Source organism: Sphingomonas sp. AC435 (assembly GCF_979253005.1).
In genome coordinates, this window is record NZ_CEEDCJ010000006.1 from 146274 (window position 1) to 169900 (window position 23627).

The 23627-nt window shown below is 67.5% G+C and carries 21 protein-coding genes and 1 pseudogene; 9 read left to right on the forward strand and 13 right to left on the reverse strand.

The annotated features are described in order from the left end of the window. Positions 1-46: 46 nt before the first annotated feature. Together AC0CH8_RS13110 and AC0CH8_RS13115 are read right to left on the reverse strand one after the other, a co-directional pair. Entirely contained in the window at positions 47-1198 is a 1152-nt protein-coding gene (locus AC0CH8_RS13110; RefSeq protein ID WP_465240279.1) for an endo-1,4-beta-xylanase, read from the reverse strand. Beyond that, positions 1195-3042: a glycoside hydrolase family 9 protein gene (locus AC0CH8_RS13115; protein ID WP_465240280.1), complete on the reverse strand. Its 1848-nt coding sequence runs from the start codon at positions 3040-3042 to the stop codon at positions 1195-1197. The genes AC0CH8_RS13110 and AC0CH8_RS13115 overlap by 4 nt, the downstream gene beginning before the upstream one ends. 484 nt (positions 3043-3526) lie before the next feature. Between AC0CH8_RS13115 and AC0CH8_RS13120 the strand changes: the two genes are divergently transcribed. The 4 genes and pseudogenes from AC0CH8_RS13120 to AC0CH8_RS13135 all read left to right on the forward strand — a co-directional run bounded on the left by AC0CH8_RS13120 (position 3527) and on the right by AC0CH8_RS13135 (position 6108). After that, positions 3527-3691, forward strand: coding sequence for a hypothetical protein (locus tag AC0CH8_RS13120; protein WP_465240281.1), 165 nt, complete (start codon positions 3527-3529; stop codon positions 3689-3691). Positions 3692-3706: 15 nt separating this feature from the next. Next, a pseudogene (locus AC0CH8_RS13125) lies at positions 3707-4321 on the forward strand (TIM-barrel domain-containing protein); the annotation flags it as partial. Between the two features lie 199 nt (positions 4322-4520). After that, on the forward strand, positions 4521-4661 hold the full coding sequence (locus AC0CH8_RS13130; protein WP_204196728.1) for a hypothetical protein: 141 nt from the start codon (positions 4521-4523) through the stop codon (positions 4659-4661). Between the two features lie 205 nt (positions 4662-4866). Next, positions 4867-6108 carry a M48 family metalloprotease gene (locus AC0CH8_RS13135; protein WP_465240282.1) on the forward strand — a complete coding sequence of 414 codons (1242 nt, stop codon included), beginning with the start codon at positions 4867-4869 and terminating at the stop codon, positions 6106-6108. Positions 6109-6141: 33 nt separating this feature from the next. On the opposite strand, the gene AC0CH8_RS13140 is transcribed toward AC0CH8_RS13135, so the two are convergent. The 7 genes from AC0CH8_RS13140 to AC0CH8_RS13170 form a co-directional block, all read right to left on the reverse strand. Further along, positions 6142-7248 carry an SGNH/GDSL hydrolase family protein gene (locus AC0CH8_RS13140; protein WP_465240283.1) on the reverse strand — a complete coding sequence of 369 codons (1107 nt, stop codon included), beginning with the start codon at positions 7246-7248 and terminating at the stop codon, positions 6142-6144. After that, on the reverse strand, positions 7248-8600 hold the full coding sequence (locus AC0CH8_RS13145) for a glycoside hydrolase 5 family protein (RefSeq protein WP_465240284.1): 1353 nt from the start codon (positions 8598-8600) through the stop codon (positions 7248-7250). Before AC0CH8_RS13145 ends, AC0CH8_RS13140 begins: the two co-directional genes overlap by 1 nt. A gap of 55 nt (positions 8601-8655) precedes the next feature. Beyond that, positions 8656-9768, reverse strand: coding sequence for a lactonase family protein (locus AC0CH8_RS13150; protein WP_465240285.1), 1113 nt, complete (start codon positions 9766-9768; stop codon positions 8656-8658). Positions 9769-9827: 59 nt separating this feature from the next. Beyond that, entirely contained in the window at positions 9828-10277 is a 450-nt protein-coding gene (locus tag AC0CH8_RS13155; protein ID WP_465240286.1) for a DUF3617 domain-containing protein, read from the reverse strand. Positions 10278-10328: 51 nt separating this feature from the next. After that, a complete protein-coding gene (locus AC0CH8_RS13160) occupies positions 10329-10814 on the reverse strand; it encodes a cupin domain-containing protein (RefSeq protein ID WP_465240287.1) in 486 nt (161 codons plus the stop codon). 64 nt (positions 10815-10878) lie between these two features. Beyond that, positions 10879-11376 carry a DUF427 domain-containing protein gene (locus tag AC0CH8_RS13165; protein WP_465240288.1) on the reverse strand — a complete coding sequence of 166 codons (498 nt, stop codon included), beginning with the start codon at positions 11374-11376 and terminating at the stop codon, positions 10879-10881. Beyond that, positions 11373-11732 carry a thiol-disulfide oxidoreductase DCC family protein gene (locus AC0CH8_RS13170; RefSeq protein WP_465240289.1) on the reverse strand — a complete coding sequence of 120 codons (360 nt, stop codon included), beginning with the start codon at positions 11730-11732 and terminating at the stop codon, positions 11373-11375. The genes AC0CH8_RS13165 and AC0CH8_RS13170 overlap by 4 nt, the downstream gene beginning before the upstream one ends. A 345-nt stretch (positions 11733-12077) precedes the next feature. Between AC0CH8_RS13170 and AC0CH8_RS13175 the strand changes: the two genes are divergently transcribed. From AC0CH8_RS13175 to AC0CH8_RS13195, 5 genes are all read left to right on the forward strand, one after another. Continuing rightward, the gene (locus AC0CH8_RS13175) at positions 12078-12482 is read left to right on the forward strand and encodes a hypothetical protein (RefSeq protein ID WP_465240290.1); all 405 of its coding nucleotides are present in this window, start codon (positions 12078-12080) and stop codon (positions 12480-12482) included. Positions 12483-12612: 130 nt separating this feature from the next. Continuing rightward, positions 12613-12915: a hypothetical protein gene (locus AC0CH8_RS13180; RefSeq protein WP_204196645.1), complete on the forward strand. Its 303-nt coding sequence runs from the start codon at positions 12613-12615 to the stop codon at positions 12913-12915. 251 nt (positions 12916-13166) lie between these two features. Beyond that, on the forward strand, positions 13167-13343 hold the full coding sequence (locus AC0CH8_RS13185) for a hypothetical protein (protein WP_204196642.1): 177 nt from the start codon (positions 13167-13169) through the stop codon (positions 13341-13343). Positions 13344-13464: 121 nt separating this feature from the next. Continuing rightward, positions 13465-13686 (forward strand): hypothetical protein, encoded by a 222-nt coding sequence (locus tag AC0CH8_RS13190; protein ID WP_465240291.1) that lies wholly within the window; start codon positions 13465-13467, stop codon positions 13684-13686. A 125-nt stretch (positions 13687-13811) separates the two neighbouring features. Next, entirely contained in the window at positions 13812-14000 is a 189-nt protein-coding gene (locus tag AC0CH8_RS13195) for a hypothetical protein (RefSeq protein ID WP_465240292.1), read from the forward strand. Positions 14001-14067: 67 nt separating this feature from the next. Here AC0CH8_RS13195 and AC0CH8_RS13200 read toward each other — a convergent pair whose 3' ends face one another. The 4 genes from AC0CH8_RS13200 to AC0CH8_RS13215 form a co-directional block, all read right to left on the reverse strand. Beyond that, positions 14068-14253: a hypothetical protein gene (locus AC0CH8_RS13200; protein WP_465240293.1), complete on the reverse strand. Its 186-nt coding sequence runs from the start codon at positions 14251-14253 to the stop codon at positions 14068-14070. A gap of 226 nt (positions 14254-14479) precedes the next feature. Beyond that, positions 14480-15133, reverse strand: coding sequence for a Crp/Fnr family transcriptional regulator (locus tag AC0CH8_RS13205; protein ID WP_465240294.1), 654 nt, complete (start codon positions 15131-15133; stop codon positions 14480-14482). 141 nt (positions 15134-15274) lie between these two features. Continuing rightward, positions 15275-16717: a tetratricopeptide repeat protein gene (locus tag AC0CH8_RS13210; protein ID WP_465240295.1), complete on the reverse strand. Its 1443-nt coding sequence runs from the start codon at positions 16715-16717 to the stop codon at positions 15275-15277. A gap of 210 nt (positions 16718-16927) precedes the next feature. Next, positions 16928-23269, reverse strand: coding sequence for a hypothetical protein (locus AC0CH8_RS13215; protein ID WP_465240296.1), 6342 nt, complete (start codon positions 23267-23269; stop codon positions 16928-16930). Positions 23270-23627: the final 358 nt, after the last annotated feature.

Below are 23627 nucleotides of genomic sequence, written 5' to 3' on the forward strand. Positions count from 1 at the left end.
TGCGACGCCGCGTCGATGGGCGGCCGAGATGCGGGGCCGCGTCCCGTCAGCGCGTGCCCGACTTCGCGGACCGCGCCGGCGCGTTCGCCAACGCCGCGGCGATCGCCGCGTGCAGGGGCTTCGCGCGATACGCCTCGTCATAGGGGCATGGACGCCGCGCCGCTTTGTCGGCACGCGGTTCGAAGCCCTCGATCCAGCTGAACCGGTCGCACATTCCCCACGCGACGACATCGCGCAGCTGCGGGAACTCCAGCGTCGCGTCCAGATACGCCCGCGCATACTCCGCCACGCCGCGGTCGCGCGGGCCGATCGCCACCGGCAAGCCGTTGTCGCGCACGTCGAGCTCGGTGATGAGCAACCCGTACCCCATGTCCGACACGTTCTTCAGGAACTGCCGCCACGCGTCCTGCTGCGCCAGCACGCCCGCGTGGCCGTCGGCCCCTTGCGTCATGATGTGCGACTGCACGCCGAGCGCATCGACCGGCGTGCCGCGGCGACGGAACCCCTCCAGCAGCCGCAGCACGCCGTCGCGGTGCCGGGCGTTGCCGGGCTCCCAGCTCATATAGTCGTTATAGACCAGCTCGGCGTGCGGCGCGGCGGCGCGCGCGGTGCGGAACGCGAGATCCAGCGTCGCCTCCACGCCGCCCATCGCCCGGCTGAGCGCCGTCTCCTCCAGGCCGCCGGTGTCCGGCGTCACCGCTTCGTTGACGACGTCATAGCTGGCGATGCGCGCGCCATATCGCTGCGTCACCGTGCGGATGTGCGTCGTCAGGATGCGCGCCGCTTCCGTCGCGGGGCGTGCGCCGAAATCCTGCGCCTCCAGCCAGCGCGGCATCCACTTGCGCCGATGCCACAACAGATTGTGGCCGCGCATCGCCATGCCGTTGCGCTCGCCCCAGCCTAGCATGCGGTCGAATGCGGCAAAGTCGAACCGGTCGGGCGCGGGTCGCAGATGCTGCCACTTCATCTCGTTTTCGGCGACCAGCAGCCCGCAATCGGCGCGCAGCAGCGCGGCGTAAGCGGGATTGTCGAACGAGCCGCCGCGCGGATTGGCCGACACCGCCGACCCGAACCGCATTCCCTTTTTCCGCGCCACCGCGTCGAGGCCGGGGGCTGCCGCCGCGCGGGCGAGTTGCGGCACCAGCGCCGCGGCGGCAAGAGCCGCGATGCTGTCGCGACGGGTCGGCATCCAGGTCATCGTGATTCTCCGGCGGTTTGCCGCTCGTCCAGATACGCCGCCACCCACAACAGTGGCGCGTTCCAGTTGATCGCCACCTCGTTCAACGCATAGGCGGTGATCTCGTCCTTCCAGCATCGCTGCGGCGCGCACCGGCCCTTCATCGCCGCGGCGATCGGATCGCTCATCGCGGTCGAGTTCGGCCCGCCCGACACGACCCCCGGCGGCGGCCCCGGCAGCGTCGCGTCGAGCTGGTGCGCCCAGAAACGGTGATGCGGGTTCATCAGCGGCCGTGCCCCGAACCCGGATACGTAACTCTGATCGAGCGGGTTTCGGCCGAGCACGTAATCCATCGCATCCACGGCCCCGTCGCGGTAACGCGCCTCGCCGGTAAAGCCGTGTGCCAGCCCCAGGATCATCGCCCGGTTCAGGATCGACGAATTCGATCCCCACGGATAGGCGAGCGTCGCGTACGGGATGCGGTAACCCGACCGCACCTCCTCCGCGAGGAATTGGTCCGCTGCCGTGACCAGCATGGCCCTCGCCCGCGCCGCATCGGCCTGTGGAACACCCGCCGCCGTGGCGAGCGTGATCGTGCCGAGCGCGGCGACGCTGCCCCAGTTCGGCTCGCGCACGGTCGCGGTGAACGCCGGCATCCGCCGCAGCGCCTCACCGTACCGCGCTTGGCCGGTCGTCGCCCAAAGTTCCGCCGTCGCCCAATAGAGTTCGTCGGCAAGGTCGTCGTCACCGTAACCGCCGCTGCCGGTAAAGCTGCTGGTCGCGTAGACCTCCGGATTGCGCAGGGCTGCCGCATAGGCCCGCTCGGCGGCGGTCAGACACGCCGCGGCGAAGCCGGCATCGACGGTGCGCCAGATGCGGGCGCATTGCGCAGCGGTGGCGGCGAGGTTCAGCGTCGCGCCGGTCGTTGGCGGATAGAGCAGCCGGTCCTCCCTGTCGTCCTGCGGACGCGTCGGAAGAGAAGTCCAGCGACGATCGGCGACCTTCTGGTGCGCCATGCCGCCCGCATCGATATCGCGGAACGTCAGCGCCGCGCCGCGCGACAGTCGGCCCACCGGCACCCGCGCCCTGCCGCCGTCCGGTACCTGCATCGCCATCAGGAAGCGCATTTCCCACCGCGCCTCGTCGAGCAGGTCGTCGATCCCGTTGCCGCTTTCCGGGATGCGGGCGGGGCCATCGGCAAAGGCGGAGCGCGCCTTTTCCGCCTGTCGCTCGTATAGATTCTGCAACGTCCACAGCGATATGCCACCGTTGACGACGTACTTCCCCTGATCTCCGGCATCGTACCAGCCGCCGGTCACGTCCAGCGAATAGCTGCATCCCGCCCAATCCGTGCCGCGCTCGTCCTTGCCCTTGAAGCACGGCGCGATTTCCTTGGGGTGACCCGCCGGTCGTGCCCATCGTGCGCCGCCGGCGAATTTTGCCTCGATGGGGATGCCGGCGCGGGTCTGATAAAAGTAGTTGAGCGCCGCCGCCGCCAGCGGCGCGTACAGCCCGGCGCGGATCGGAAAGGCGCGGCTCGTATGTCCCGCCACCACGACACGGTACGTACCCGGTGTCGTCAGTCGGCCGAAATCGATCAGATGGACGTGATCGCCGGATGCGGCGTCATCGCCGACCACCGTCGTCCGCCCCGACGTGATCGTGTTACCGCCGGGATCGACGACCTGCCAAGGCAGCGGCGACTTCGACGCATCGGCCATCACCGCGCGCTTGCCGCTGTCGGGCAGGAAGCCGATCTGGTTCAGCCGAATTGAGGACACGGGCTCAGACACACGCGGCGGGGTGGCGGCCGTCAGCATGACGACGGCGGGCAGGACCAGCATAATAAAACGGCGAGGCGACATCGGCAACCAAGTCTCCGTTGTTCACCATCGGCTTAGCACGCTTTGGTACCGGTAAAGCAATGTCCCGCCACGGCCGGTTGAAAACCGTCGCATTTGGCCTGACAAGGTCTCAGGGGTCTTCGCCACGCTGATGCTCGGTAGCGCTATCGGGTTGGTCGAGGCGCAAAGCTGGCGCAAGTTCGCGACCGCCGTCGTGGTCACGCCGAGAACGGCTACATCGGCCCCCCAATCCCCAGCTTGATGGTGCCGAACCCACCCGCAACCAGCCCGTTCACTGTCACCGAGGCGCGCGGCCACGTTCTGTGCAAGGCGACGAAGGCCACCGCGGATGTCGATCTCGCGACCGGCCAGGTCCGGTTCCTCGATGCGGCGGGCAAGCTGGTGCTGGCGGAGGCGGGGCAGCCCGCATTCCCTGCGACCAGCGGCGACGGCAAGCCCTGTGTGGCGGTGTCCCAGCAGGGAGCCGAATGCCGGGTGTATTGCATTGCTGCACAACCACCCGCTGCCCGCCGCCGACCATCATTCGGCGTGGCTGACCAGCGATGTCGCGCAGGCCAAGCATTACGGGTTCGTACCGGGCGACGACATGGACGACGTCATCGCCGGCTATCTCCGCCCGACGCGCAAGGCGGAGATGATGCCCAAATAGGGGTATGGCTTCTGCCAGTCGCGCCAGCGCTACGATGCCGAGAAGGAGGTCGTGGACGTCGTGGACACCCATCGCAAGCTCAATACCCCCCTCGGCAATATCAAGCTCGACTGGCGCTATTGGCGGGACAACGACTGGAACAGCCATCGCTTCGACAAGACCCGCCTCCCCGATCCGAAGGCGATGATCGACGCGGTCTACGGCGATAACACCAACTTCATGATCTCGGTCTGGCCGAAATTCCACCCGACCACCGACGCCTGCAAGGAGCTGGCGGCCAAAGGCCCCCTCTATCAGGGCAATCTGCGCCAGGGGAACAAAGACCGGAAGAGACCCGGTTACGCCAACACCTTCTGGGCTGGCCGTGGACTTCCCGCCGACATGATGGCGCGCAAGATCGACGACCAGTATTTGTTCGGCAAGGCGTTCCTCGTCGCTCCCGTCACCGACCACAAGGCGCGCAGCCGCAGCGTGTACTTTCCCGGCGGGACGATATGGTACGACTTCTCGACCGGCAAAAGCTATGCCGGTGGCAGCAGCTCAACCGTACCCGCGCCGCTCGAGCGCATGCCGCTGTTCGTACGCGCCGGATCGATCGTGCCGATGGGGCCGGTTACGCTTGGCGCGTGAAGTGGATCGCAACTTGGCAGGCGGTGACCGACGACACCGCCTTCGATGCTTAGGCGACTGACACCCGCTCGGCCACGACGGAGAGGCGCCGGCAAGAGTGACCCGTATCGACAGCCCCGGGTGACGTGCGTGAGGCGAGCCTTCCGATGCCACTTTCGGGTTCTCGCGCGTTCCTCCGCTGACCGCTTAGGAGAAGACGATGAACCCGACCCGCATCCCCGGCAACGAGCCCGACCCCGGCGATATGTCCACAGAGCCCGGCACGCGAGGGCCGGACGACCAGCCGCAGAGGCACGATTTGCCCGACGACGATGCTGAAAAACTCGGCGACTTCGCCTGACCGGGTCGGTCCCGGGCGATCGATAGTCAGGGCGGGCGTTGGGTTTCAGGTTACCCGTCACCCGGACGTGTTCGGAGGCATGAGCCGATGGGAAACCCAAACTGGCGGTGAATGTCGATCAAGCCATATGGAGCGGCAAACGACACGGCGCTGGCGCTCCTGACCGCGAGTGGCTAGCCTCCGGTCATCACGGGGGGTGATGACGATGATGATACCGTTGATCCTGTCGGCATTGGCGCAGGCCGCACCGGCGGCGCAGGGTTTCGATCCGGTGGCGGCGACCGACGCCTATCTCGGCACGATCAGCGGCGCCGCCCGCACGCGTTCCGACGCGTATTTCGAGGGGGGATACTGGCTGGTCCTATGGAATGCGATCGTCGGGATCGGCATCGCTTGGAGCCTGTTGCACACCGGCATCGTCGCGCGTCTGTCGCAGAAGGCCGGCCGATGGCCAGGGCGGCGTAGGGCGGCCGGCACGCTGCTGTTTGTCATCCTGTACCTGCTCGTGACCAGCGTGGTGACGCTTCCCTGGTCGATCTACGTCGGCTGGCTGCGCGAGCAGCAATACGGCATGTCCAATCAGACGCTGGCGGGCTGGCTCGGCGAATGGCTTACGGGAACGGCGATCGGCACGATCCTGGGCGGACTGGCATTGCTGGCGATCCTGACGCTCTATCGGAAATTGCCGCGTAGCTGGTGGGCATGGGGCACGCTGGTCAGCGGCGCCTTCCTGCTCGTCGGCCTGCTGCTGGGTCCGGTCTTCATCCAGCCGCTGTTCAACCGCTACACGCCGATGCCGGCGTCGCCGCTGCGCGCCCAGATCCTGCAAATGGCGCAGGCGAACGGCGTGCCGACCGACAATGTGCTGGTGGTCGACGCGTCACGCCAGACGAAGCGCATTTCGGCGAATGTAGCAGGTGTAGGACCGACGGTACGGGTTGCGCTGAACGACAATCTGCTGAACCGCACATCGCCGCCGGAGGTGCGCGCGGTGATGGGGCATGAGCTTGGCCACTACGTGCTGGGACATTCGGTGTCGCTGCTGATCGGGTTCACGCTGATCGCCGGTCTCTTCCTGCTGGTGCTCGATCGCGCCACCCCGTGGCTGGTGAGGCGCTTCGGCGACCGCTGGCGTATCGCTGGTCGCGACGATCCCGCGATAGTGGTTCCGGCAACGATCGTCGCGAGTGTGCTGGCGCTGCTATTGACGCCGGTGACCAACAGCCTGATCCGCTTCCACGAGATGCAGGCCGATTATTTCGGCATCAACACCTCTCGCGCACCCGATGGCTGGGCGCGAGTGGCGTTGAAGCTGGGCGAGTATCGCAAGCTGGAGCCCGGCGCGCTGGAAGAAATCGTCTTCTTCGATCACCCGTCCGGCCGGACGCGTATCCTGATGGCGATGAGGTGGAAGGCGCATCACATCGGCGAGCCGGACGTGCGCTGATCTCCATAGGCACACGTGCGGTTCCGGTGTGCCTCACCGTCCAGCCCACAAGCCCGGATGCGCGTCCACGTAGGTGGCCAGCCGGTCGGCGATACGCCGGTCGTCCGCCAGCGACGGATGCGAATGGCAGCCGGAGAAGGCCAGCCCCGGGACCGGCAGGAACGTCACGCGCCGGTCGCCTGCCGCGCGCAGCGTCGCCGCGACCCGCCCCGCCTGATCCGCGATCTCCCCGCTCGCCATGTCGGTCGCCCACAGCAGGATGTGGGCGCGCGGATGCTGCGCGCGCAATTGCCGCACGAACGCCGTATAGCGCGCCTGATAGGCCGCATGCAGCGCATCTCGCGTCGCCCAGGGCTCCCCGGCGTGCAGCGGCGTCGAAAAGTCGTTGGTCCCGAGCGAAATCACGATCAACTGCGGCTGCCACCCCGCGGGCGCATAGCGGCTGGCCTTGTCGAACAGCACGAATGGATAGGCGGTCGGCAGCGTGTCCGCCGCGAAGCCGCTGTAGTTGCGCACGATGCCGCGGCCCGAGATGGCGTTGACCTGATAATCCGCATCGAAGCGCCGTGCGAGAGCCGCCGGCAACCCCTGCGCGGTGTCGGTCGTCGCCCACACCTGCGCCTCCGTACAGTCCTGCGTCGTCGCGGTGTTGCCGTAGCCGACGGTGTGCGAGTCGCCGATGAACTCGATCCGGTGCGCCCGCGTCGGCGCGGGCAGCGGTCGGGTCATGCCGGTGGCGTACAGCCCGCCGAAAACCGTTGCGCCCGCCTGGCTTTCGCTGGCGACATCGACGCGAACGACATGCCGGCGGAATGTCAGGCCGTCGATCGCGTAATTGCCCGGCCTTGGCTTCACCAGCGTCGCCGTGGGGACACCATCGACCGAGACCTTCAGAATCACGTCGCCTTCACCGACGCGCAGCGATACGCCCGCGCCCTCGAACGCCGCCTCCCAATAGGTGCCCGGCCATTGCCGCCGGTCGCCGTCCGCCGTCCGCTCGGCCCGCCCTACGATGTGCATCGGCAGGGCGCGACCGGACTGCTCGCCGATGGCGACCGGCACCACCGTTACCCTGTCCGCTGCGGGTGCCGCCCCGATCAGCGCCAGCCCGCCCAGGGCGGTGATCCACCGGCCGCCCATTAACCCCGCGCCCCGGCCAGCGCCACGGCGTGCGCGCGGATCACCGCCAGCGTCGTCGCGTCGCTGTCGAACACACCGTACCAGCCCTGCGGTTCGTGCGGCGGGTCGCCCATATAGTTCAGGTCGCCGCGTCGGAAGCGGTGGTCGGTATGCGGCGTCCGCGCCTCCCCGTTCCAGGCCCAGAAGTTGGAGCCGGCGAGCGGTCCGCCCGCCGCCGCATCCGCCTCGATCGCGGCATAGATCTGGCGGTAGAACCGGTCCTTGAAGACGGTCGTGACTGTCGGGTCGTACGCCGCCGCCCCGTCGCGCGGATAGCCGAACTCCTCGATCACCAGCGGCTTGCCGAGCGTCTTCGCCAGCCGGACATGAGTCGAGATATAGTCCGCGACCTTCGCCGCGCCCGCATTGTAGGTGCCGGGCAGATTGGTGGCGTCCATCCACGACCAGTTGTTCGGCCAGATATGGGCGGTCTGGTAATCAATCGCGGGCGAGCGATGCGCGGCGAGCACGACCTCCTCGCGTTCGATCGAGCCCTTCAATCCCTCCGACCCGGTGCAGACGAGGTGGTTGCCGTCCAGCGCCTTGATGTAGCGTGCCGTGCCGTCGACCCAGTCGTAGAATGCCGGCAGGTTCGGCACCGCGACCGCGTCCGACCCGCCGGGGCGCGGCTCGTTCGCCAGCTGCCATGCCATGATCGTCGGATCGTCGACATAGGCACGGCCGGTGACGCTGTTCGTGCGGGTGACGACCGCGCGGATATAGTCGCGGTACAGCGCCTGCGCCGGGGCGTTGGCGTAGAAGGCGGCGGTGGCGTCGGCGAACGCCGGCCAGGGATGCGCCGGGTCGTTCATGTCGATGTAGCGACCGCCATTGACCCAGTAGAGGTAGGTCATCATCCCGCCCGACCATTCCCAGAAATTGGTCAGGTACAGGACCGCCGTCATGTCGCGCCGGGCCATCTCCGCCAGCGTCCAGTCGAGCCCGACCAGCAGATCCTGATTGTAGGTCGCGCTGCGGTCGCGAAATCCGGGTGTGATCGAGTTCTTCAGGGGCGACAGCTCTGCGGAACCCAGCAGGCGCAGGTTGCGGATGCCCAGTGCCTGCAAGCGATCGAGCTCGCGGCGCAATCTCGCGCGGTCGCCGTACGGCGTATTGGCGCCCAGATAGGCCCCGTACCAGATGTTGGCCCCGGCATAGCGATAGCGTTCGCCACCGCGCCGAAATCCGCCTGCATCGACCGTCACGAACCGTGTCGGCACGGTATTCCCGCCACCCGGCCGCGTCCCCGGCGCACACGCACCCAGCAGCGCGGCACCGGCTGCGATGATCGATCGGCGATCCATGCTGTGCATCTCAGGCGACCCTTGACGTGTGACTGATGTGACGATCGATCGGCAGGCGGCGGCGTCAGATCGCCAGGAATACCACGCCCGGCATCCGGACGGTGGCGTCGCTCCCCCGCAGGCGACCGTCGCGACCAATCGTCAGGACGGCGATATTCCCCGACCGCTCGTTCGCGACGAGCATCTCGCCCCGGCTTTCGAGCAGCAGGAAGAAGCGGGGCCAGTGCCCGCCGCATGCCGCGTGCTGAGCCAGCGTCAGCGAACCGTCGCGCGCGATCGTATAGACCGCGATGCTGTCATGGCCGCGATTGGACACGTACAGCCGCGTGCCGGCGGCGTTGATCGCGATATGCGCGCCCGCCGACACCCCGCCGAAACCCTTGGGCAACGTCGACACGACCGATCGGGCCGCGAACGATCCGTCGGCCCGCGCGCTCAACGTCGTGACCGTGTTCGCCAATTCCGCCACCAGATACGCCACCGGCAATCGCGGATGTCTTACGAGGTGGCGCGGACCGGATCCCGGCTCCGCACGGTAAGCGGTCGTCGTCCCGGTCACCGTCTTCGTACGCGCGTCGATTCGGTGGGCGAACACCGCGTCCGCGCCCAGATCGACCGAATGCAGGATGCCGCCATCCGCCGTGAAACCTACCCAATGCGCATGCGGACCCGCCTGCCGACCCCGATCGGGACCCTGCCCTGCGTGCCTCGTGAGTTGCGCGTCGCCGCGCGGCAGACCCGTCGCCGAATCGAGGCGCCAGAGCGCGACGTCGCCGCTGGAATAGTTCGCGACCGCCAGCATCGATCCGTCCGGACTGAGCGCGGCATGACACGGGTCCGCGCCGAGCGTCGATGCTTGCGTGAGCCGCCGGAAACCGTGGTCGTAGATGCCGACCATTCCCGATTGTTGCTCGTCGAGCAGGTACCGGATGCCGCCGCGTCTGGCCCGAACGCCGAACGACGCGTTGCGGATCGCGGCCTGCGCCGCGCCCGCGGCCCAACCTCCCCGTTCCGGCATCAGCGTCACCACACCGGAGCCACCCTCCCGCGCATAGGTGCCGGCGATCAGGCCGGGCGCAGAAGCCGCCGAGACGCGCGACGAGGCGAGTGCCAGAGCGAGGCCGCCGCCGGCGACGATTTCGCGACGGGACAGGATCGGTGCGGAGTTCGAAGTCATGACGGGGTTGAACCGCGATCCCGTGCCCGCGTCAACGATCCTGTGTCCGCGTCTTACCGTCAGTCGCCGACCCGGCCGGCGCGTTGATCCAGCACGATGTTCAGCGCCCCCTTGGGCGTGGCCCCGCTGACCGTCGCGCGGCCGGCGAAACCGTCGCGCGTATAGGTGCCGGCCCGCGCGATCCGCATCGCCTCCCCCCGCTTCTGCGGGCAGCTCAGCTGCTGCGTATATCTGCCGTCTGCGATGCGTTGAGCATCGACCCGGCACTTCGCCTTCGGATCGGGTGCGAGCAGGGCTTCGATCGTCTGCCCGGCGATCACGCGCTTGTGCTCCGCCTTCGACTTGCCCCGCATCATGCGCACGAGGAACCCGGGCGCGCCCGGAATGACCGCGTCGACCATCGTCGAGGTAACGTCCCATTTGCCCGGCAGGAGCGTCGTCGGGCTCGGCAGCGATGTCTGGGGAGCCGCGGCGGGCAACAAGGCGAATGCAGCGAGGACGTTGATCATGCCGCCCCGCTTACGAGCAACGTTCGGCAGCGACCACCCCCGCGTCGGGCGCTACTTCGATCCGGGCAGCTTCACACCCAGCAGGATCAGCCGCTCGCCGGTGATCCCGAACCAGTGCGGCACGCCCGCGGGGATCAGGATGACATCGCCCGGGCCGAGGCTGCGCGTCGCGCCGTTCTCGATCCGGCTGCCTTCGACCAGACCGGGATTGCTGGTCTTCGCGTCGTTCAGGGTGCCACCCGAAATCAGCGTGCCCGATCCCTCCAGCACGATCGCATATTCCGCCTCGGTCGGATGAACCGCGGGACGTCCGGGTTTCTTCCAGATCTCGATCGCGGCGACGGTCTCGCCGTCGCGCAGGACCGGACGCCACATGAAACCCTGATCCGGTTTCATCTCGGCCAGCATGGCTTGGGTTTGCGCCTGGATCTCGGCGCGTCCGGCGACAACCGGCTCCGATGCCGCTTGCGCGGGTGCGGGCGACGGCATCGCCGCAGCCACGAGCAACAGGGCGATGGCACCATTCACCGTCTTCATCGCACATCACCCCTCTCAGCCAGTCCTTTCATGATCTTATGAGCGGCAAGGCGTCGGCTCGCAACTACCAGAAGCGACTGCCGGGCACGCCCTTGAAGGGTCCGACGATGTCGTTCGTGATCCAGCCGCCGTAAAAGTCGCCCGGTTGAGGCACGACCCGTTCGCCATCGACGAGGCACGCGTCGAACGGACCGGCGTAGAAGGCGATGTGGTCGCGCAGACCGACGAACCGGGGGGTCGGACTCGGATAGCTCCACGCCACATCGAGAAAGACCCCTCCCTCGAACACCACGTCATAATAGATCGCCTGACCCTTCCACTCGCAGAACGAGCCGCGGCCGGACCGGCGCAACGCCGACATCCTGATATCGGCCGGCGGCAGATAATAGCTGGGCGGGTGGCTCGTCTCCAACGTCCGGACCGCGGCATGCGTCTCGGCGATGACTACGCCGCGATGTTCGATCCGAATATGGCGGCCGGTCGCCTCGGCGATCGCCGGCCGCGGATAGTCCCAGACGCTCTCCTGTCCCGGCCCTGCGATCTCGGGCACGACAGACCTCATCGTTGTTCCATCCTGCGTGCCAGCGATTGCAACGACGGCCTGACGTGCAGAAACAGCCGGTAGCCGCGTTCCAGCATCGACAGGACCACAGCATTGCGCGCCGCGAGCCCCAAGGGTCGCAACACGGGTATAGCCCGCCACATCGCCGCAAAGGCCGCCGCACCGGATATCAGACACCCGTCCTCCTCCGCATGCAGCCGCGCCAGCATCGTCTTGCGATCGATAGGACACGCGCTGCGAGGTTCGGCCACATCGACGAAGGCGATCGCCCCGCGCCGATCCAGCCTCCGCATCAACGCGATCTCCTTTCGGCACAGCGGACACGCCCCGTCATGCCAGACGATCAGCTTCGTCACGCCGCGAAGCTCGCCAGGGTCGGATTATCGTTTCGGGGTGTCGCGCCCCTCCGCGCCGACGAGGTCCGGACGAGCGCCCTGCCGCGATCTCCGACGTCGTCCGCGCTTCGGTATTCCGCGACCGGCTGCCTTGCCTCGCCCGCGCGGATCATCGGCGATCGATCGATCGGTATTCCGCCCTTCCCGATCTTGCTCCACCCCATCTCGATTATCCCTCGTTGCTGACCCACAACGAGCGGGGCGAGTGTCCGGCTCCGGCCGCGATGCGCTGTCGTGTTTTGGGCGATGCGAGAACGTTCGGGCTGCTCTATGCTGCGGCAACCAAACGCTCCGAAGGGCCGATGCATGAGACGAGCCGTTGCTGCCACCCTGTGCCTCTGGATCGGTGGATGCCAAAATGCCGAGCAGGCGGCGGCGGTCACCAAACGATGCGAAACCCTGTTGGCGGCGCAGGAACTGCGCAGCCTTCCGGCAAACCTGCGCAGCGATCCCAGAGCGCCGATTCGACCAAAGGATACGGCGCGCATCAGTGAAGGCGAAGCGACGACCTTCGTGCGGCGCGCCTATGATCGGTTGGCGGCCGATGTCGCCGGCGGCAGGATCGAGGCCCGCGACTATACCTGCATCTTCGACAACCGGATCAAGCAAGTGGTCACGTTGACGACCAACGGCCATCAACAGGAAATGCGGCTCGGCGACGCCGAATGGACTGTCGTGTCGAAACAGGTGGACGCCCGCGCGACCCGGTAATCCCCGCCGTCAGGGGATGGCCCGCGCAACCTCATGTTTTTGCCCACCCGTTTACCCGACGACAAGGTTCGGACGCCAATCGTGCCGCGGAGTTTTCCGGCCCGGAAGACGCCACCGTGGAAAATGTCCCATGAATTTCGTGATTTCCGAAGCTCAGGCGATGTCGCGACTGGCCACCTTCTCGCAGCAGCTCAATCGCGTCAGCGACCGGGTTCTGACGGGACGCAAGGCCGGGGTGGGGTTCAGCCACCAGGATCTGAAATCCAGCCTGGAGGTCGTGTCGCACGTCATCCAGGAATGCGAGATCATCATCGCCGATCACGCGAGCGGGCGCATGCGTGCCTCGGACCGGTTCCTGCTGGCCGTCTGCGAAGCCCTGACCGCCGCCCATATGACGGTCGCGCATGTCGGGTATTCGAAGGTGACCGCCTGATGGTGGCGTGATCGCCATCGACCGGGCTTCACCCGTCCGCCCCCTCTCGACCCAGCGCGTCCCGCCCCATCCCGTCCCCACGAAGCGCCCATCCGACCGGCATCCGCGCCAGTCTGCGGTCGGCCCGATTGCACGCAACCGGTGTGGGGCTAAAGCCTCTGCCGATCATGCAGCTTGGTTCTCAAACGCGGCCTAGCGCGCCCGGTTATTGGTGGGGAGCGCGACTGTGGCAACCGGGCGCAAAGGCATGGATGCCATCGATCGAGGTCGCGCGCGGCGCGGTCGCCGAAATGGTGGCGCTTGCGATCTCCAGCGACCGGGGCGAGCAGCGCCGCCTCTTCCTGGTCGTCGACGGCACGCGTGAGCAGCTGGACTGGAGCGAGATGATCGATCTCGCCGCAAGGGCCGATTTCCCCGTTATCATTTGATTAACCAAAACACCTCAATTTGGTTTTGTCGCCCGCATCGCAGGCGTCGAAACGGTTGCGATCCGTCGGCAGGCTCTGGGGAGCGCGTGCTGCGGAACGCTAAAGGGGGATTGCGTCCATCATGTGGACACCGAACTTTGCCAGTGCGCGCTGGATTGGAAACGACTTGGCGTTCAACGCCACGACCGATGCGGGCATCGTCCGCTACGTCGTTCGCGCCCGCCGTCTTCGCGATATCGCCCAGCGCACCGGAGCGGAGGCGCTCCATTCGAACATCCTGCATCTGAAAAGCGAAATGCGACATGCATCGCCGACGTCGGACGGCGTCATCACTATCGCGTAATCCCGAATTTTACCCTTCGAACAAAAGGGCTTGTCACGTCCGGAACCAGTATCGCCAGCCGGCATTATACGCTCGGCACGTGGAGAAGGGCTCCGCGTCGGACATACTGGGAAAGTACGAAACATATGAAGCTGGGGCTTTTCGGTGCCGCACGCCCTGCCGTGGCTTCCGACCTGCGCGGTCCCGATCAACTTGGATCGATGCGCGTGGCGGTGGCGGAGGATGTCGAGCGGATGAGCGGCCTGACGCCGATCGAGGTCGCTGTGGTGCAGGCGATGTCCAGTCCTGGAACGACCCTCGCCCCGGCACAGTGACGCCGACCGGCGGCCTGTTGACCAGGCCGTCCATACCGCATCTGGAAGGAAGGGCCGGCGCCGCTTTTCAGTGACGCCAAATCTGCTCGTCCATGGGCGGGGCGTTGTCGTCTGCCTCATTAAGGCTCCACGCCTCGTCGAAATATCGCTCCGCCAGCATGCGATGGACGTCGCGCACGGCCATGTCGCTGCTGGCGTCCGCCTGCCGACGCTCCTGAAGCGCACGACTTACCAGAAAATCAACGTTGCTCATCGACTTGCTCCCGATCTCCTCGGGCCAACCATGTCGATGTGTTCCGCGTTCCTCGGGACGGGGGACCGTTCAACTTGGATCAGCGCGATTGCCGTAACCGCATGCGCTGCAAAGCATTGTCATCCCAGCCTGAGCCGGATTTCCCTATCGCCCGCGATCGACGGCTAGCGATGCCCGGAACGACCGGACCGCGCCGGAAGCCGGTTGGGATCACGTGGCATACCCGTCATGCGGCCGCGACGGGCATCATGCCAAAGCTTTCCCAGACATCGGATTCGCGCTCCAGGTTCAGGACGCGCGCGATCCTTTTCATGAGGTCGGCCGGCGCCAGCAACCGCGCGACCTTGCCCGGCGACAACACGCCTTCCCGTCGGAGGATCGAAAGCTCCCGGGATATGGTCTCCCGCGTCGTGCACACCCGCGCCGACAGCTCGCCATGCGTCGGCATCGCAAACGGACCATCTCCCGCCGACTGGGCGCAACGCAGAAGCTCGATGTACAGCCGGTAGGATGCGGGAAGACAGGCCAGGTACGTGATCTGGCGCATGCTGGCATTCAAGAGATCGTCGCGGGAGCGGGCGATCCCACCGCGCACCGCGTCGTCGATCCGGTGGCTGGGCAACCAGCTCATCTGGGTCAGCTCGAGCGCACGATAGCCCAGCGAAAAGGCGGGCGTAGACAATCGAGAGAGCACCGGCGCGATATCCCCGGCGCGGTATCGGACCAGCGGCAGGACGCTCCCGCCCGTCATCATCAGTTCGACCGCCAGGGCGCCGGATTGCACGATCGCGACGTCGCCATTGTCCGGGCAATGGAAGGCATCCCCCGGCCGTACCCTGGTCGCCGGGCGGATCCGCTCGATCCGCCCGGTTTCCAGCACTCCCCCTCCGAACCGTGGCGGCATCGCCACGGGCCAGCTTGCCCCTGCTTCCATCGTCCCCGTCGCCCCCCGGCGTGCCCAAAGCGTGACGCTCCCGACGCGACGGGAACTAGAGGAAAAGCCCCGGAATGCGGCGTCGCATCACGTCGCAAATGGTCGCAACGCGGCGGAGCGGGGCTCGATCGGCGGCTGAACGAGGCGCCCGATCGCCTCGACGACCGCGTGGTCGGTTTTCCAGCGTGCGACGATACGGCGGGTATAGCCGGAGGCCCCCCATTTTTCGTCGCGCTCGCTCGCCCGCGTCAGAATGGCGAGAAGCTGGTTCCGATCCCCGAACACGCTGGCGACGAAGGCGGGCCAGCTATGATCGGAGGCGGGCATCGCTTCGGCGTAGGTCAATCCGCGGGTCAGCATGACATCGTACAGAACGCGATCGTCGCGCGTGGCCGCCTCGCCGACCAGCTTCGAATAGCTGATGAGCTCCGCAGCGCCGCGTGCGCTCGCGCGCGTCTTCAGCCGCTTGGCGTAGCCCGCGAAATCGCCGCGCGCGAACGCCGTCACGCTCAGGCAGTCATAGACGCTGGCGAGATCGGGATAGCGTGCCGCCAGATCCAGCAATATGGCCTCGGCCTGCCGCTCGCGTCCGGCCGACCATAGAGCCCAGGCGTAATCGGCGAGCAGATAGGCGGCACCCGGACTGAGCGACCGGGCGACCGCGAACTCGCGAAAGGCCCCAGCGAAATCGCCGTTGTCGGCAAGGATATTGGCGTACCATTGATGCGCCAGAGCGTCCTGAGGATCGGCGGCGATGGCGCGTCGGAACAGATCGCCGCCGCGCTGGACATCGCGATCACGCCAATAGGATACGACCCCCAGCACCCGCATCGCGACGGCGGAGTCGCCGTCGACCCGCAGCACCAGTTCCGCCTCCTGCCGAGCCTTTTCCAAAGCGAGTGCGTCGGGCAGCGATCCGAACTCGCGCGCCAGCAGATACCCTTCGGCCAGCGCCTCATGGATGCCGCTATGTCCACTCGACTGCCGGTCCATCGTGCGGAGCGACGCGATCGCCGCGCGGAGACGCGGCTCGGACCGCGACGCGATGTCGTCCCGCGCCCGCAACAGGCGAGCGTCGGTCGCGGGATCGAGCCGTACCTGCCGATCCTGATCCGGCGCGGGTCTTTCTTTCGCAAGCAAGTAGATACCGGGCGCGACGATCAGGATCGCCGCCGCGGCAGCCATCGCCCACCGCCCTGCCCGCGCTGTCGGCGACCGGGCGACGGCGTCGCCCGGTGCCCTGCCCGAGGGAGGAGGATCGAACGATGACGGCGGCTCCGGCGGGAGCGGTCGTGCTTCGTCATCCTCGACCAAGTCGGAACCGCCGTTAGCCGCAGGTTGCACGCCGTCACCGCGCATCCACGCATCGAGCTCGCGGCGAACGGCATAGACGGTCCGGCTCTTTCCTCCGGGCATCGCATGCACCGGCAGGCCGCGATCCTTGGCCCAACGGATGACGGTCGAACGATCCCTGCCGAGATGACGGGCGATGGCCTTCCACCCGTCGAAGCGCTCGTCTTCTCCCTGCATCGTCCCCCGCACGTCGCCCGCCCATTCTTGCGACGGACCTGAATACGAAGCGTTTCACCCCGCAAGCTTCAAGTTCGTCGATCCCCTCGCGAGCCGATGCCCGCTGGAAGATCGCATTGCACTCGAATTCGCATCGGACCTGACGAAAAGATATTCATCAGACAAAAAAAAGGGGCGACTTGCGTCGCCCCTTTAGCTTGGGGGATGGATTTAGAAGCGGAAGGTAACTGCACCCGACACTTCACCCGCGCGATTGCCGCCACCCGTCAAATAGCTGCCGCGAAGGCTGAAGTTGGCGCCATAGAGGTCGGCCATCAGGCCGGCACCGATGCGGGCATAACCGTCCGGATCGACGCCCTCGATCCGGAAGCTGTTGGCGCGATCACCCAGGAAGGACACTTGACGATCGTTGCCGACATTTCCCTGGAAGACGTAGGATGCTTCGGCGAACGGACGGAACCCACCGGTATCGCCCGAGATACGGACGCCGGCCTCGGGGTTGAACACCGTCTTCTCGCGCGACGCCACGGCCAGACCGATGCCGCCGGCGTTACGCTCGCTGAACGCTTCGAAGTCGTAATGGCGCAGGTCGACGCGACCGAACGGCGTCACCGTCATCCCGTTCAGCAGCACGTCGTATCCGACCCGGGCGGTCAGACGGAACTCCTTGCTGTTGAAGCTGCTGTCGGCGGTGCGGGAGAAGAGCGGCAGTGCGCGCACCACATTCCAGTTGCTCCACCCGAACACCCCCTGCACCGCCAGATCGAAACCGCCCGAGCGCTGACGCCCGAAGAGCCCGATCATGTAGGTGTCGGCCTTGGCGGTCGAGGCGTACGCCTTGTCGCGGGCGTTGATGCGGCCGTAACCACCACCGATCCCGAACGCGCCTTCGTTGCCCGTGGTGATGCTGATCCCGGCCGAGCCGCCATAATTGTCGGCCTTCAGACGGCCCGCACCCGTACCGCTATCGCCGTCGAACCGTGAGAACAGGCCCACCGGGCGCATCCACAGTCCAAGCCCGGCGTCGGCGGTGACCGCCGCGTCCAGCGGATCGCCGAATGGTGCGGTCGCCGTGACCGCGGACAGCGAACCGTAGATCGATCCCGAGCCGAGCTGATCGAACGCAACGGTCGCGGTCGCGGCGTTGAGTTGCGTATCGAGCGCGGAGATGATCGTCGCCAGATCCTGCACGTTGGCATAGCTCTCTACGTCGGTCACCGCGTTCGGGTTGGGCACTGCGCGCAACTGGGCGATGACGCTTGGAACCGCGGCGTCGAGCGCGACCGCCGCCGCCGACGCGTTACCGGTCGTCGTCACCGACGCGTAGGAGGTGCGCGTCACGTCCACGGACACGACCGTCTGGCCACCGACCGTGCGCGGGGTGAGCGCGAAGCGGACGAAGGGCGAGTTCATCGGCGTGCTGACCGTCAGACCCGCCGCATTGAACGTTCCCGACACGGTGATCAGGTCGGCGTTGCGGCCCGCGGCATAGATCGCACCCGGCTGCGCCGCGATGCTGACCGTGCCGGCCAGCGTCAGGTCGCCGTTGACCGTCAACGTCGACGGGGTCGAGCGAAGCTGGTTGGTGGCGAGCGGATCGAACGGCACGAACGGGGTCAATGCGACGCCATACCCGCCGAAGCCGAGGATGCCGTCGGCGGGTTGCGCACCAACCTGCGTGCCCGCGATCCGCACCAGCGCCGGCGTCGCAGCCAGCGACAAGGTGCCGCCTGCCGCCTGGGTGAAGTTGCCGTCCACCCGAACATTGGTGCCCTGCACGACCGAGGTCGTCCCGTCCGTGACCCGGCGCCCGAGGAGCAACGTACCGCCGCTGTTCACGACATTGCCGCGGATGCCGAAGACCGCCGCGCTGTTGGCGGGGTCCGTCCCGGCAACGCCGAGCTGCAGCTCGCCGCTGGTGATCCGCAACGTGCCGACATCCATCGTATACACCGCCAACGGGTTGGCGTTCGATACGGACAAGTACGGCGCACCGACGATCGTGAAGACACCCGGTCCATTACGCTCGACCACGTTGACGCCGGTGATCCGCGAGCCGCTGGCGATCCCGACCGAGGGCACGAACGTGCCGCTGGCGGAATTGCCCAGCGCCGGGTCCGTCGCCGCGAATGCGGCGAAATTGGGCGTGTTCTCGTATCGCAGCGCTGCCGCGCCGAAGCCCAGCGATGCCGGCGGCGTCAGGCCGGTGCCCGCCCCCAGCGACCCGCTGCCGGTCAGGTTCACCGTCGTGTCGGTCAACCGTGCGCGAGCCATGTCGATCTGGGCATCGATGTTGCCCGTCGTCACCGACCCGTTGCCCAGGTTGATCGTCGCGCGGACGTCGCTGGTGCGCAGCGTCGCGTTGGCGGGGGCGTTGGTCGAGAAGTCGCCGACCGTCGCGCCCGATACGCTGACGCCGTTCAGCAGCAGCCCGTTCTGGTTGAGCGTGTAGGTCTGGACGAAGCGCGTCGCCGGGGCAGTCACGGTGACGTTGCTGGACGTGGCGGTCTGGGTGGTCGTCTGGGTACCCGCGAACTGCGCGGACCCGAGCGACACGCCGTTGCGCAGCACGCCGGTGTTATTGACCGTGCCGGTCGCGGCGGCGATGCCGACGTCGCCCGACACCACACCGCTGTTGGTGACCGTCGCGGTTCCACCGACGATCGTCGTCGTGCCGATCGTGGTCGAGGTTTGCGTGACCGGATCGGTCAGACCGGTGATCGTGGTCGTCTGGCTATCGTTGCTGGTCAGGGCGTCGGCGTCGATCGACCCGTAGATCGTGCCGGTATTCGCGATCGTCACGCCGCCGATGCTGTCCACGTCGATCCCGATCGGCGCGCCGAAATAGCCGGTCGAGCTGCCGATGATACCGGCATTGGTGAAGCTGGCCGGACCGCCGACCTCCGTGTTGGTGAAGGTGAAGGTCTGGCCGGTCAGCGCACCCGCCAGATTGTAGCTCGCCGTCTGCGACGACGTGCTGCTGTTGCCGTTGCTGCCGACATTGATGTCGCCGTTGTTGCTGGCGAGGACGCGCGTGCCGGCCGCGATCGACAGCGTCGCTCCCGCATCGCCCTCGACGACGATGCTGCCATCGACGGCCGAGGCACCGGACGATGCCGTCATGCCGGTGGAGGCGATGGCGAGCGTCGCCGTCCCGCCGGCAGCCGTGTTCGTCGCCTGATTGCGCGACGATTGGAGAAGCGGCGTCGCCAGCGTCGTCGCATTCGTGCCGCGCGATAGGGTTTCGCTCGAAGTGGAGCTCAGCGTGCCGCTCGAAATCACCGAGATGCCATTACCGTTCAGGACACGGCCGCTCAACGTCGCCGACGCACTGGCGTAGGGTGCATTGACCGAGACGGTGCCGCCGACGTCACCGGCGATGGTCGCCGTCGCATTGCCCGCATTCGGCGAGCGCGTCTGCACGGTGCTGGACCGGTCCGTGCGCGTCGTCTCCGTCGCACCGGTGCGCGTCGCCACGCTGCTGTTGTCGAAACGTGTATTCACCGAATTGGCGCCGGTGACGGTCAGCGCGCCACCGATCGACGCCGTCGAGGCGACGCTGGCCGACGCTCCGGTCGAACCCGCTCCCGATCCGGTACCCGTCACCTGTACGTTCCCGCCGACGCGGGCGTTGCCCGTCAGCGCGACATTGGCGGTGCTCGCCACCAGCCGCTGTTCGCTGAAGTTCGCGACGTTGTTCGACTGCTCCACGGTCGAAGCCACCGGTCCGGCGACGGTCGCCGCCTGCGTGTTGCGGAAGCTGGAGTCGGAGCCGCTGGTGAAGTTGAACGACGGCCCGGCGAATGCGGATACGCCACCCTCCACCGTTCCGCCGTCGATCGCCACGGTGACCGTGCCGCCGGTGGATGTCGCCTGCAAATCACCGGTGCCGAGCCCGTTGTTGCGCAGCGCGCCGGTGACGCTGACGCTGTTGTTCGCCGCCACGACGGTGGTGGCGCTGCGCGAGGTGGAGCTGCCCGTCGTCTCGCTGGCGGGCGTCGCCGGGCCGACCGCCGGCTGGGTCACCGTCAGGCTGGTGCTCGACTGGCTGTTCTCGCTCCGGCTGGCGCCGGCGGACGTGAACGCATCGGCAAAAGCGACGCCCGTGAAGGTGGCGGTGCTGCCGGCCTGACCCGTCTGGTTGATCGTCGTGGCCGCGGCCAGCAACGAACCCTGTGCGGCGCCGATCGTGCCGCCATAGGTGCCGGTCGCGATGCCGCCGATGGGAGTGGTCGATGACGACGATGCCGATACCGTTTCGCTGCGCACCGTATCGCCGCCCGCCGCCGCCGGCGTGGTCGTCGCCGTCGTGACCGACGAGTTCGCGCTGTCCGACCGATTGCCGGCGGACGTCACGCTGACATTGCCGAAGATCGCGCCCGCGTTGGTAAGGGTGGCGCCGCCGACGCCCGACACGAACGCGCCGTCCTCGATCACGCCGCCGGCGCGATTGATGAGGCTGGCGGTGCCGCCGCTGGTCTGGCTCAGGCTGGTGTTGGCGTTGCGGTTCACCACCGTCGATACGCCGGCCGCGCCCGCCGTCGTCACTTGGCTCGACGAGTTGCCCTGCGCCAGCGTGATGGTCCGCGAGCTGTTCGCCTGCACCGTGTCACGGATGCGGCCCGCATTGTCCACGATCGCCCCGCGATCGCCGAGGGCGGTCACGCTGCCGAAGACCGCGCCGGTCGACGCTACCGTGGCCGACGCTGCGCCGCCCGTGATGGCACCCGTCGAGTTCTGGCTGTTCGCGAAGTCGCCCGTCGCGGCGACGTTCGAGTTGCTGTTCGCCTGCGTGGAGTTGATGCCGCGCGCCGTCGCCTGGACGTTGCCCTGAACGGTCACCGTCGTGCCGCTGCCGGCACCGACGGTGCCCGCGACGACGACGGTCGCGTCGCCGGCGTTGGACAAGGCGCTCGCACTGCCCGCGACGCGACCGGTGGCGGCGATGGTCGTGCTGGCCGCGGCCCCGACGTTACGCTGCGCAAACGTGGAACTGCTCGCGAAATCGCCATTGGCGGCATTGCTGCTGCTGTTGGTCGACTCGGTGTTCGAGCCGCGCGAATCGGAGACGACGTTGGCCGACACGATGGTGTCGCCGCTCGCCCCGACCAGGCCGGCGATCGTCGTGGAGGCCGTCCCCCCCGATGCCAGCGCGCTGATCGACCCCAGGACGCGGCCGGTTTCCGCGACGCCGACGGACGCCGCGCCGGTCGAGGCCGTCTGGCTGTTGGTGTTGGCGTTCGAGAATGCCCCGCCGCCGCTCGTCGACACGCCGGTCGAGGTGGAACGCTGTCCACGCGCGTCTGCCGTCACGCTGCCCGTGCGGACGGTGGTTCCGTCGATCGTCCCGACGGCACCGGCGACGTTCGCGGTCGCGGTGCTGGCGCTGGAGGTGACATTGGCGTTGCCGATCACCCGTCCCGTCGCCGTGATGTCGAGCGATGCCGCCCCGCCCACGGGCGTGTTGACGCTGGTCGTCCGTGTCGTGGTGCCCGTCGCGTCGCTGACCGTTTCGCTGGTGTTGGCGAAGTTCGCCGCCGACGACGTCACGCTGACGAAGCCGGGTGCGGCCACGGTGCCGACGCCGCCCGCGATCGAGGCGCTTGCGCCGCTGGGCCCGCCCTGAACGCTCAGGCTTGCGACCTGCGCGTTGGTGCCAAGCGTCGCCGATGCCGGGCCGCCGACCTGCGTCTGCGTATTGGAACTGCGCGTCGTGGTCGTGCCGCCCACGGTCGTGGTGTTGCTGCCGGGGGTGAAGACCGAGTCGGTGCCGAGCGCACGGACGAGCACCTGCCCGGCGGCTGCGTCGAGGGTCAGTCGCGCCGATCCGCCGGTGCCGAAGCTATCGATCTGCACGCCCTGCGAGATGGCCGGGGTTCCCGCACCGGCGGCGGGGATCGCCACCGGTCCGGTGATGGTCGCGGTGACCGGACCACCGGTCGTCGTGCTGGTCGTGACCGCATCGACGCCGAACGTCCCAGTCGTCGTCGAGGCGAAGCGCTGCGACTGGAGCGACACCGCCGTCGTGCTGCCGTTGCCGCCGGCGACGTAGATCGGCCCGCTGCTGCTCAGCGTGATCGGACCGGAGCCGGACAGTTGCAGCCCGCCGGCCAGCGTACCCGTGTTGGTCGCGGTGATCGCGCCGCCCACGCCGCCGACGGTCACGCCACCCGTGACCAACCCGCTGTTGGTCAGGGAGAAGGTGTTGGTGGCGGCGTCCGGCGTTCCGAAATAGGTGACGCCGACGGTGGCCGCGGTCGTGCCGAGCGTGCCGGCGTTGCCGATGTCGACGGCGCCGTTGAAGGTCGATGCCGGTTGAACCGAGGGTGCCGTCCGCGTGACCGTCGTGTCCGCCGCCACCCGCAGCGTCACAGAGGGAGGTGCGACGGCGTTCACCGCCGCGTTCACGTCGCCCGAGGTGACGGCGCCCGCACAGGTCACGGTCGTGGCATCGGTGACGCACTGCGCAGCAGCCGGTGCGGACAGGGCCGTTACGACGGCGATAGTGGCCGCCCCTGCATAGAGGCGTGCCCGGCTGTTGATCTGCTTCATGATATCCCCCGTAATCGACTCGGCCGTTCGCCAGCAGGCGAAGCCGTCGAACGTCTTTCGCCGGTTCGGAGAACTTGCGCAGTGACGGAGCGCACAGTTATTTGTGATGTTTGTCACAGTTTCGGGCAGGATTTCGATTGCGATCAACGGTCGCGCCCGGAGTTGTCGGCAACAACGCCGTCAACGCAGACCCACGTTGCGGTTCATGGAAACCGTCGACCAGGCATCGCTGGCCGAGACGACTGGCGCAGCGGCTGGTGGTGGAGGCAAGGTCGAGTACCGCCACCAGGACCTGTCCCAAGCGGCCTGTTCGGCGGCGACATTCGTCTCCCGACGGTTCCCGAACGCCGACGGACGT

Bases quoted from the DNA above. Each gene is read 5' to 3' on its own strand.
- AC0CH8_RS13110 (WP_465240279.1), bottom strand. From the start codon at position 1,198: ATGACCTGGATGCCGACCCGTCGCGACAGCATCGCGGCTCTTGCCGCC.
- AC0CH8_RS13115 (WP_465240280.1), bottom strand. From the start codon at position 3,042: ATGTCGCCTCGCCGTTTTATTATGCTGGTCCTGCCCGCCGTCGTCATG.
- AC0CH8_RS13130 (WP_204196728.1), top strand. From the start codon at position 4,521: ATGAACCCGACCCGCATCCCCGGCAACGAGCCCGACCCCGGCGATATG.
- AC0CH8_RS13135 (WP_465240282.1), top strand. From the start codon at position 4,867: ATGATGATACCGTTGATCCTGTCGGCATTGGCGCAGGCCGCACCGGCG.
- AC0CH8_RS13140 (WP_465240283.1), bottom strand. From the start codon at position 7,248: ATGGGCGGCCGGTGGATCACCGCCCTGGGCGGGCTGGCGCTGATCGGG.
- AC0CH8_RS13145 (WP_465240284.1), bottom strand. From the start codon at position 8,600: ATGCACAGCATGGATCGCCGATCGATCATCGCAGCCGGTGCCGCGCTG.
- AC0CH8_RS13150 (WP_465240285.1), bottom strand. From the start codon at position 9,768: ATGACTTCGAACTCCGCACCGATCCTGTCCCGTCGCGAAATCGTCGCC.
- AC0CH8_RS13155 (WP_465240286.1), bottom strand. From the start codon at position 10,277: ATGATCAACGTCCTCGCTGCATTCGCCTTGTTGCCCGCCGCGGCTCCC.
- AC0CH8_RS13160 (WP_465240287.1), bottom strand. From the start codon at position 10,814: ATGAAGACGGTGAATGGTGCCATCGCCCTGTTGCTCGTGGCTGCGGCG.
- AC0CH8_RS13165 (WP_465240288.1), bottom strand. From the start codon at position 11,376: ATGAGGTCTGTCGTGCCCGAGATCGCAGGGCCGGGACAGGAGAGCGTC.
- AC0CH8_RS13175 (WP_465240290.1), top strand. From the start codon at position 12,078: ATGAGACGAGCCGTTGCTGCCACCCTGTGCCTCTGGATCGGTGGATGC.
- AC0CH8_RS13180 (WP_204196645.1), top strand. From the start codon at position 12,613: ATGAATTTCGTGATTTCCGAAGCTCAGGCGATGTCGCGACTGGCCACC.
- AC0CH8_RS13185 (WP_204196642.1), top strand. From the start codon at position 13,167: ATGCCATCGATCGAGGTCGCGCGCGGCGCGGTCGCCGAAATGGTGGCG.
- AC0CH8_RS13190 (WP_465240291.1), top strand. From the start codon at position 13,465: ATGTGGACACCGAACTTTGCCAGTGCGCGCTGGATTGGAAACGACTTG.
- AC0CH8_RS13195 (WP_465240292.1), top strand. From the start codon at position 13,812: ATGAAGCTGGGGCTTTTCGGTGCCGCACGCCCTGCCGTGGCTTCCGAC.
- AC0CH8_RS13200 (WP_465240293.1), bottom strand. From the start codon at position 14,253: ATGAGCAACGTTGATTTTCTGGTAAGTCGTGCGCTTCAGGAGCGTCGG.
- AC0CH8_RS13210 (WP_465240295.1), bottom strand. From the start codon at position 16,717: ATGCAGGGAGAAGACGAGCGCTTCGACGGGTGGAAGGCCATCGCCCGT.
- AC0CH8_RS13215 (WP_465240296.1), bottom strand. From the start codon at position 23,269: ATGAAGCAGATCAACAGCCGGGCACGCCTCTATGCAGGGGCGGCCACT.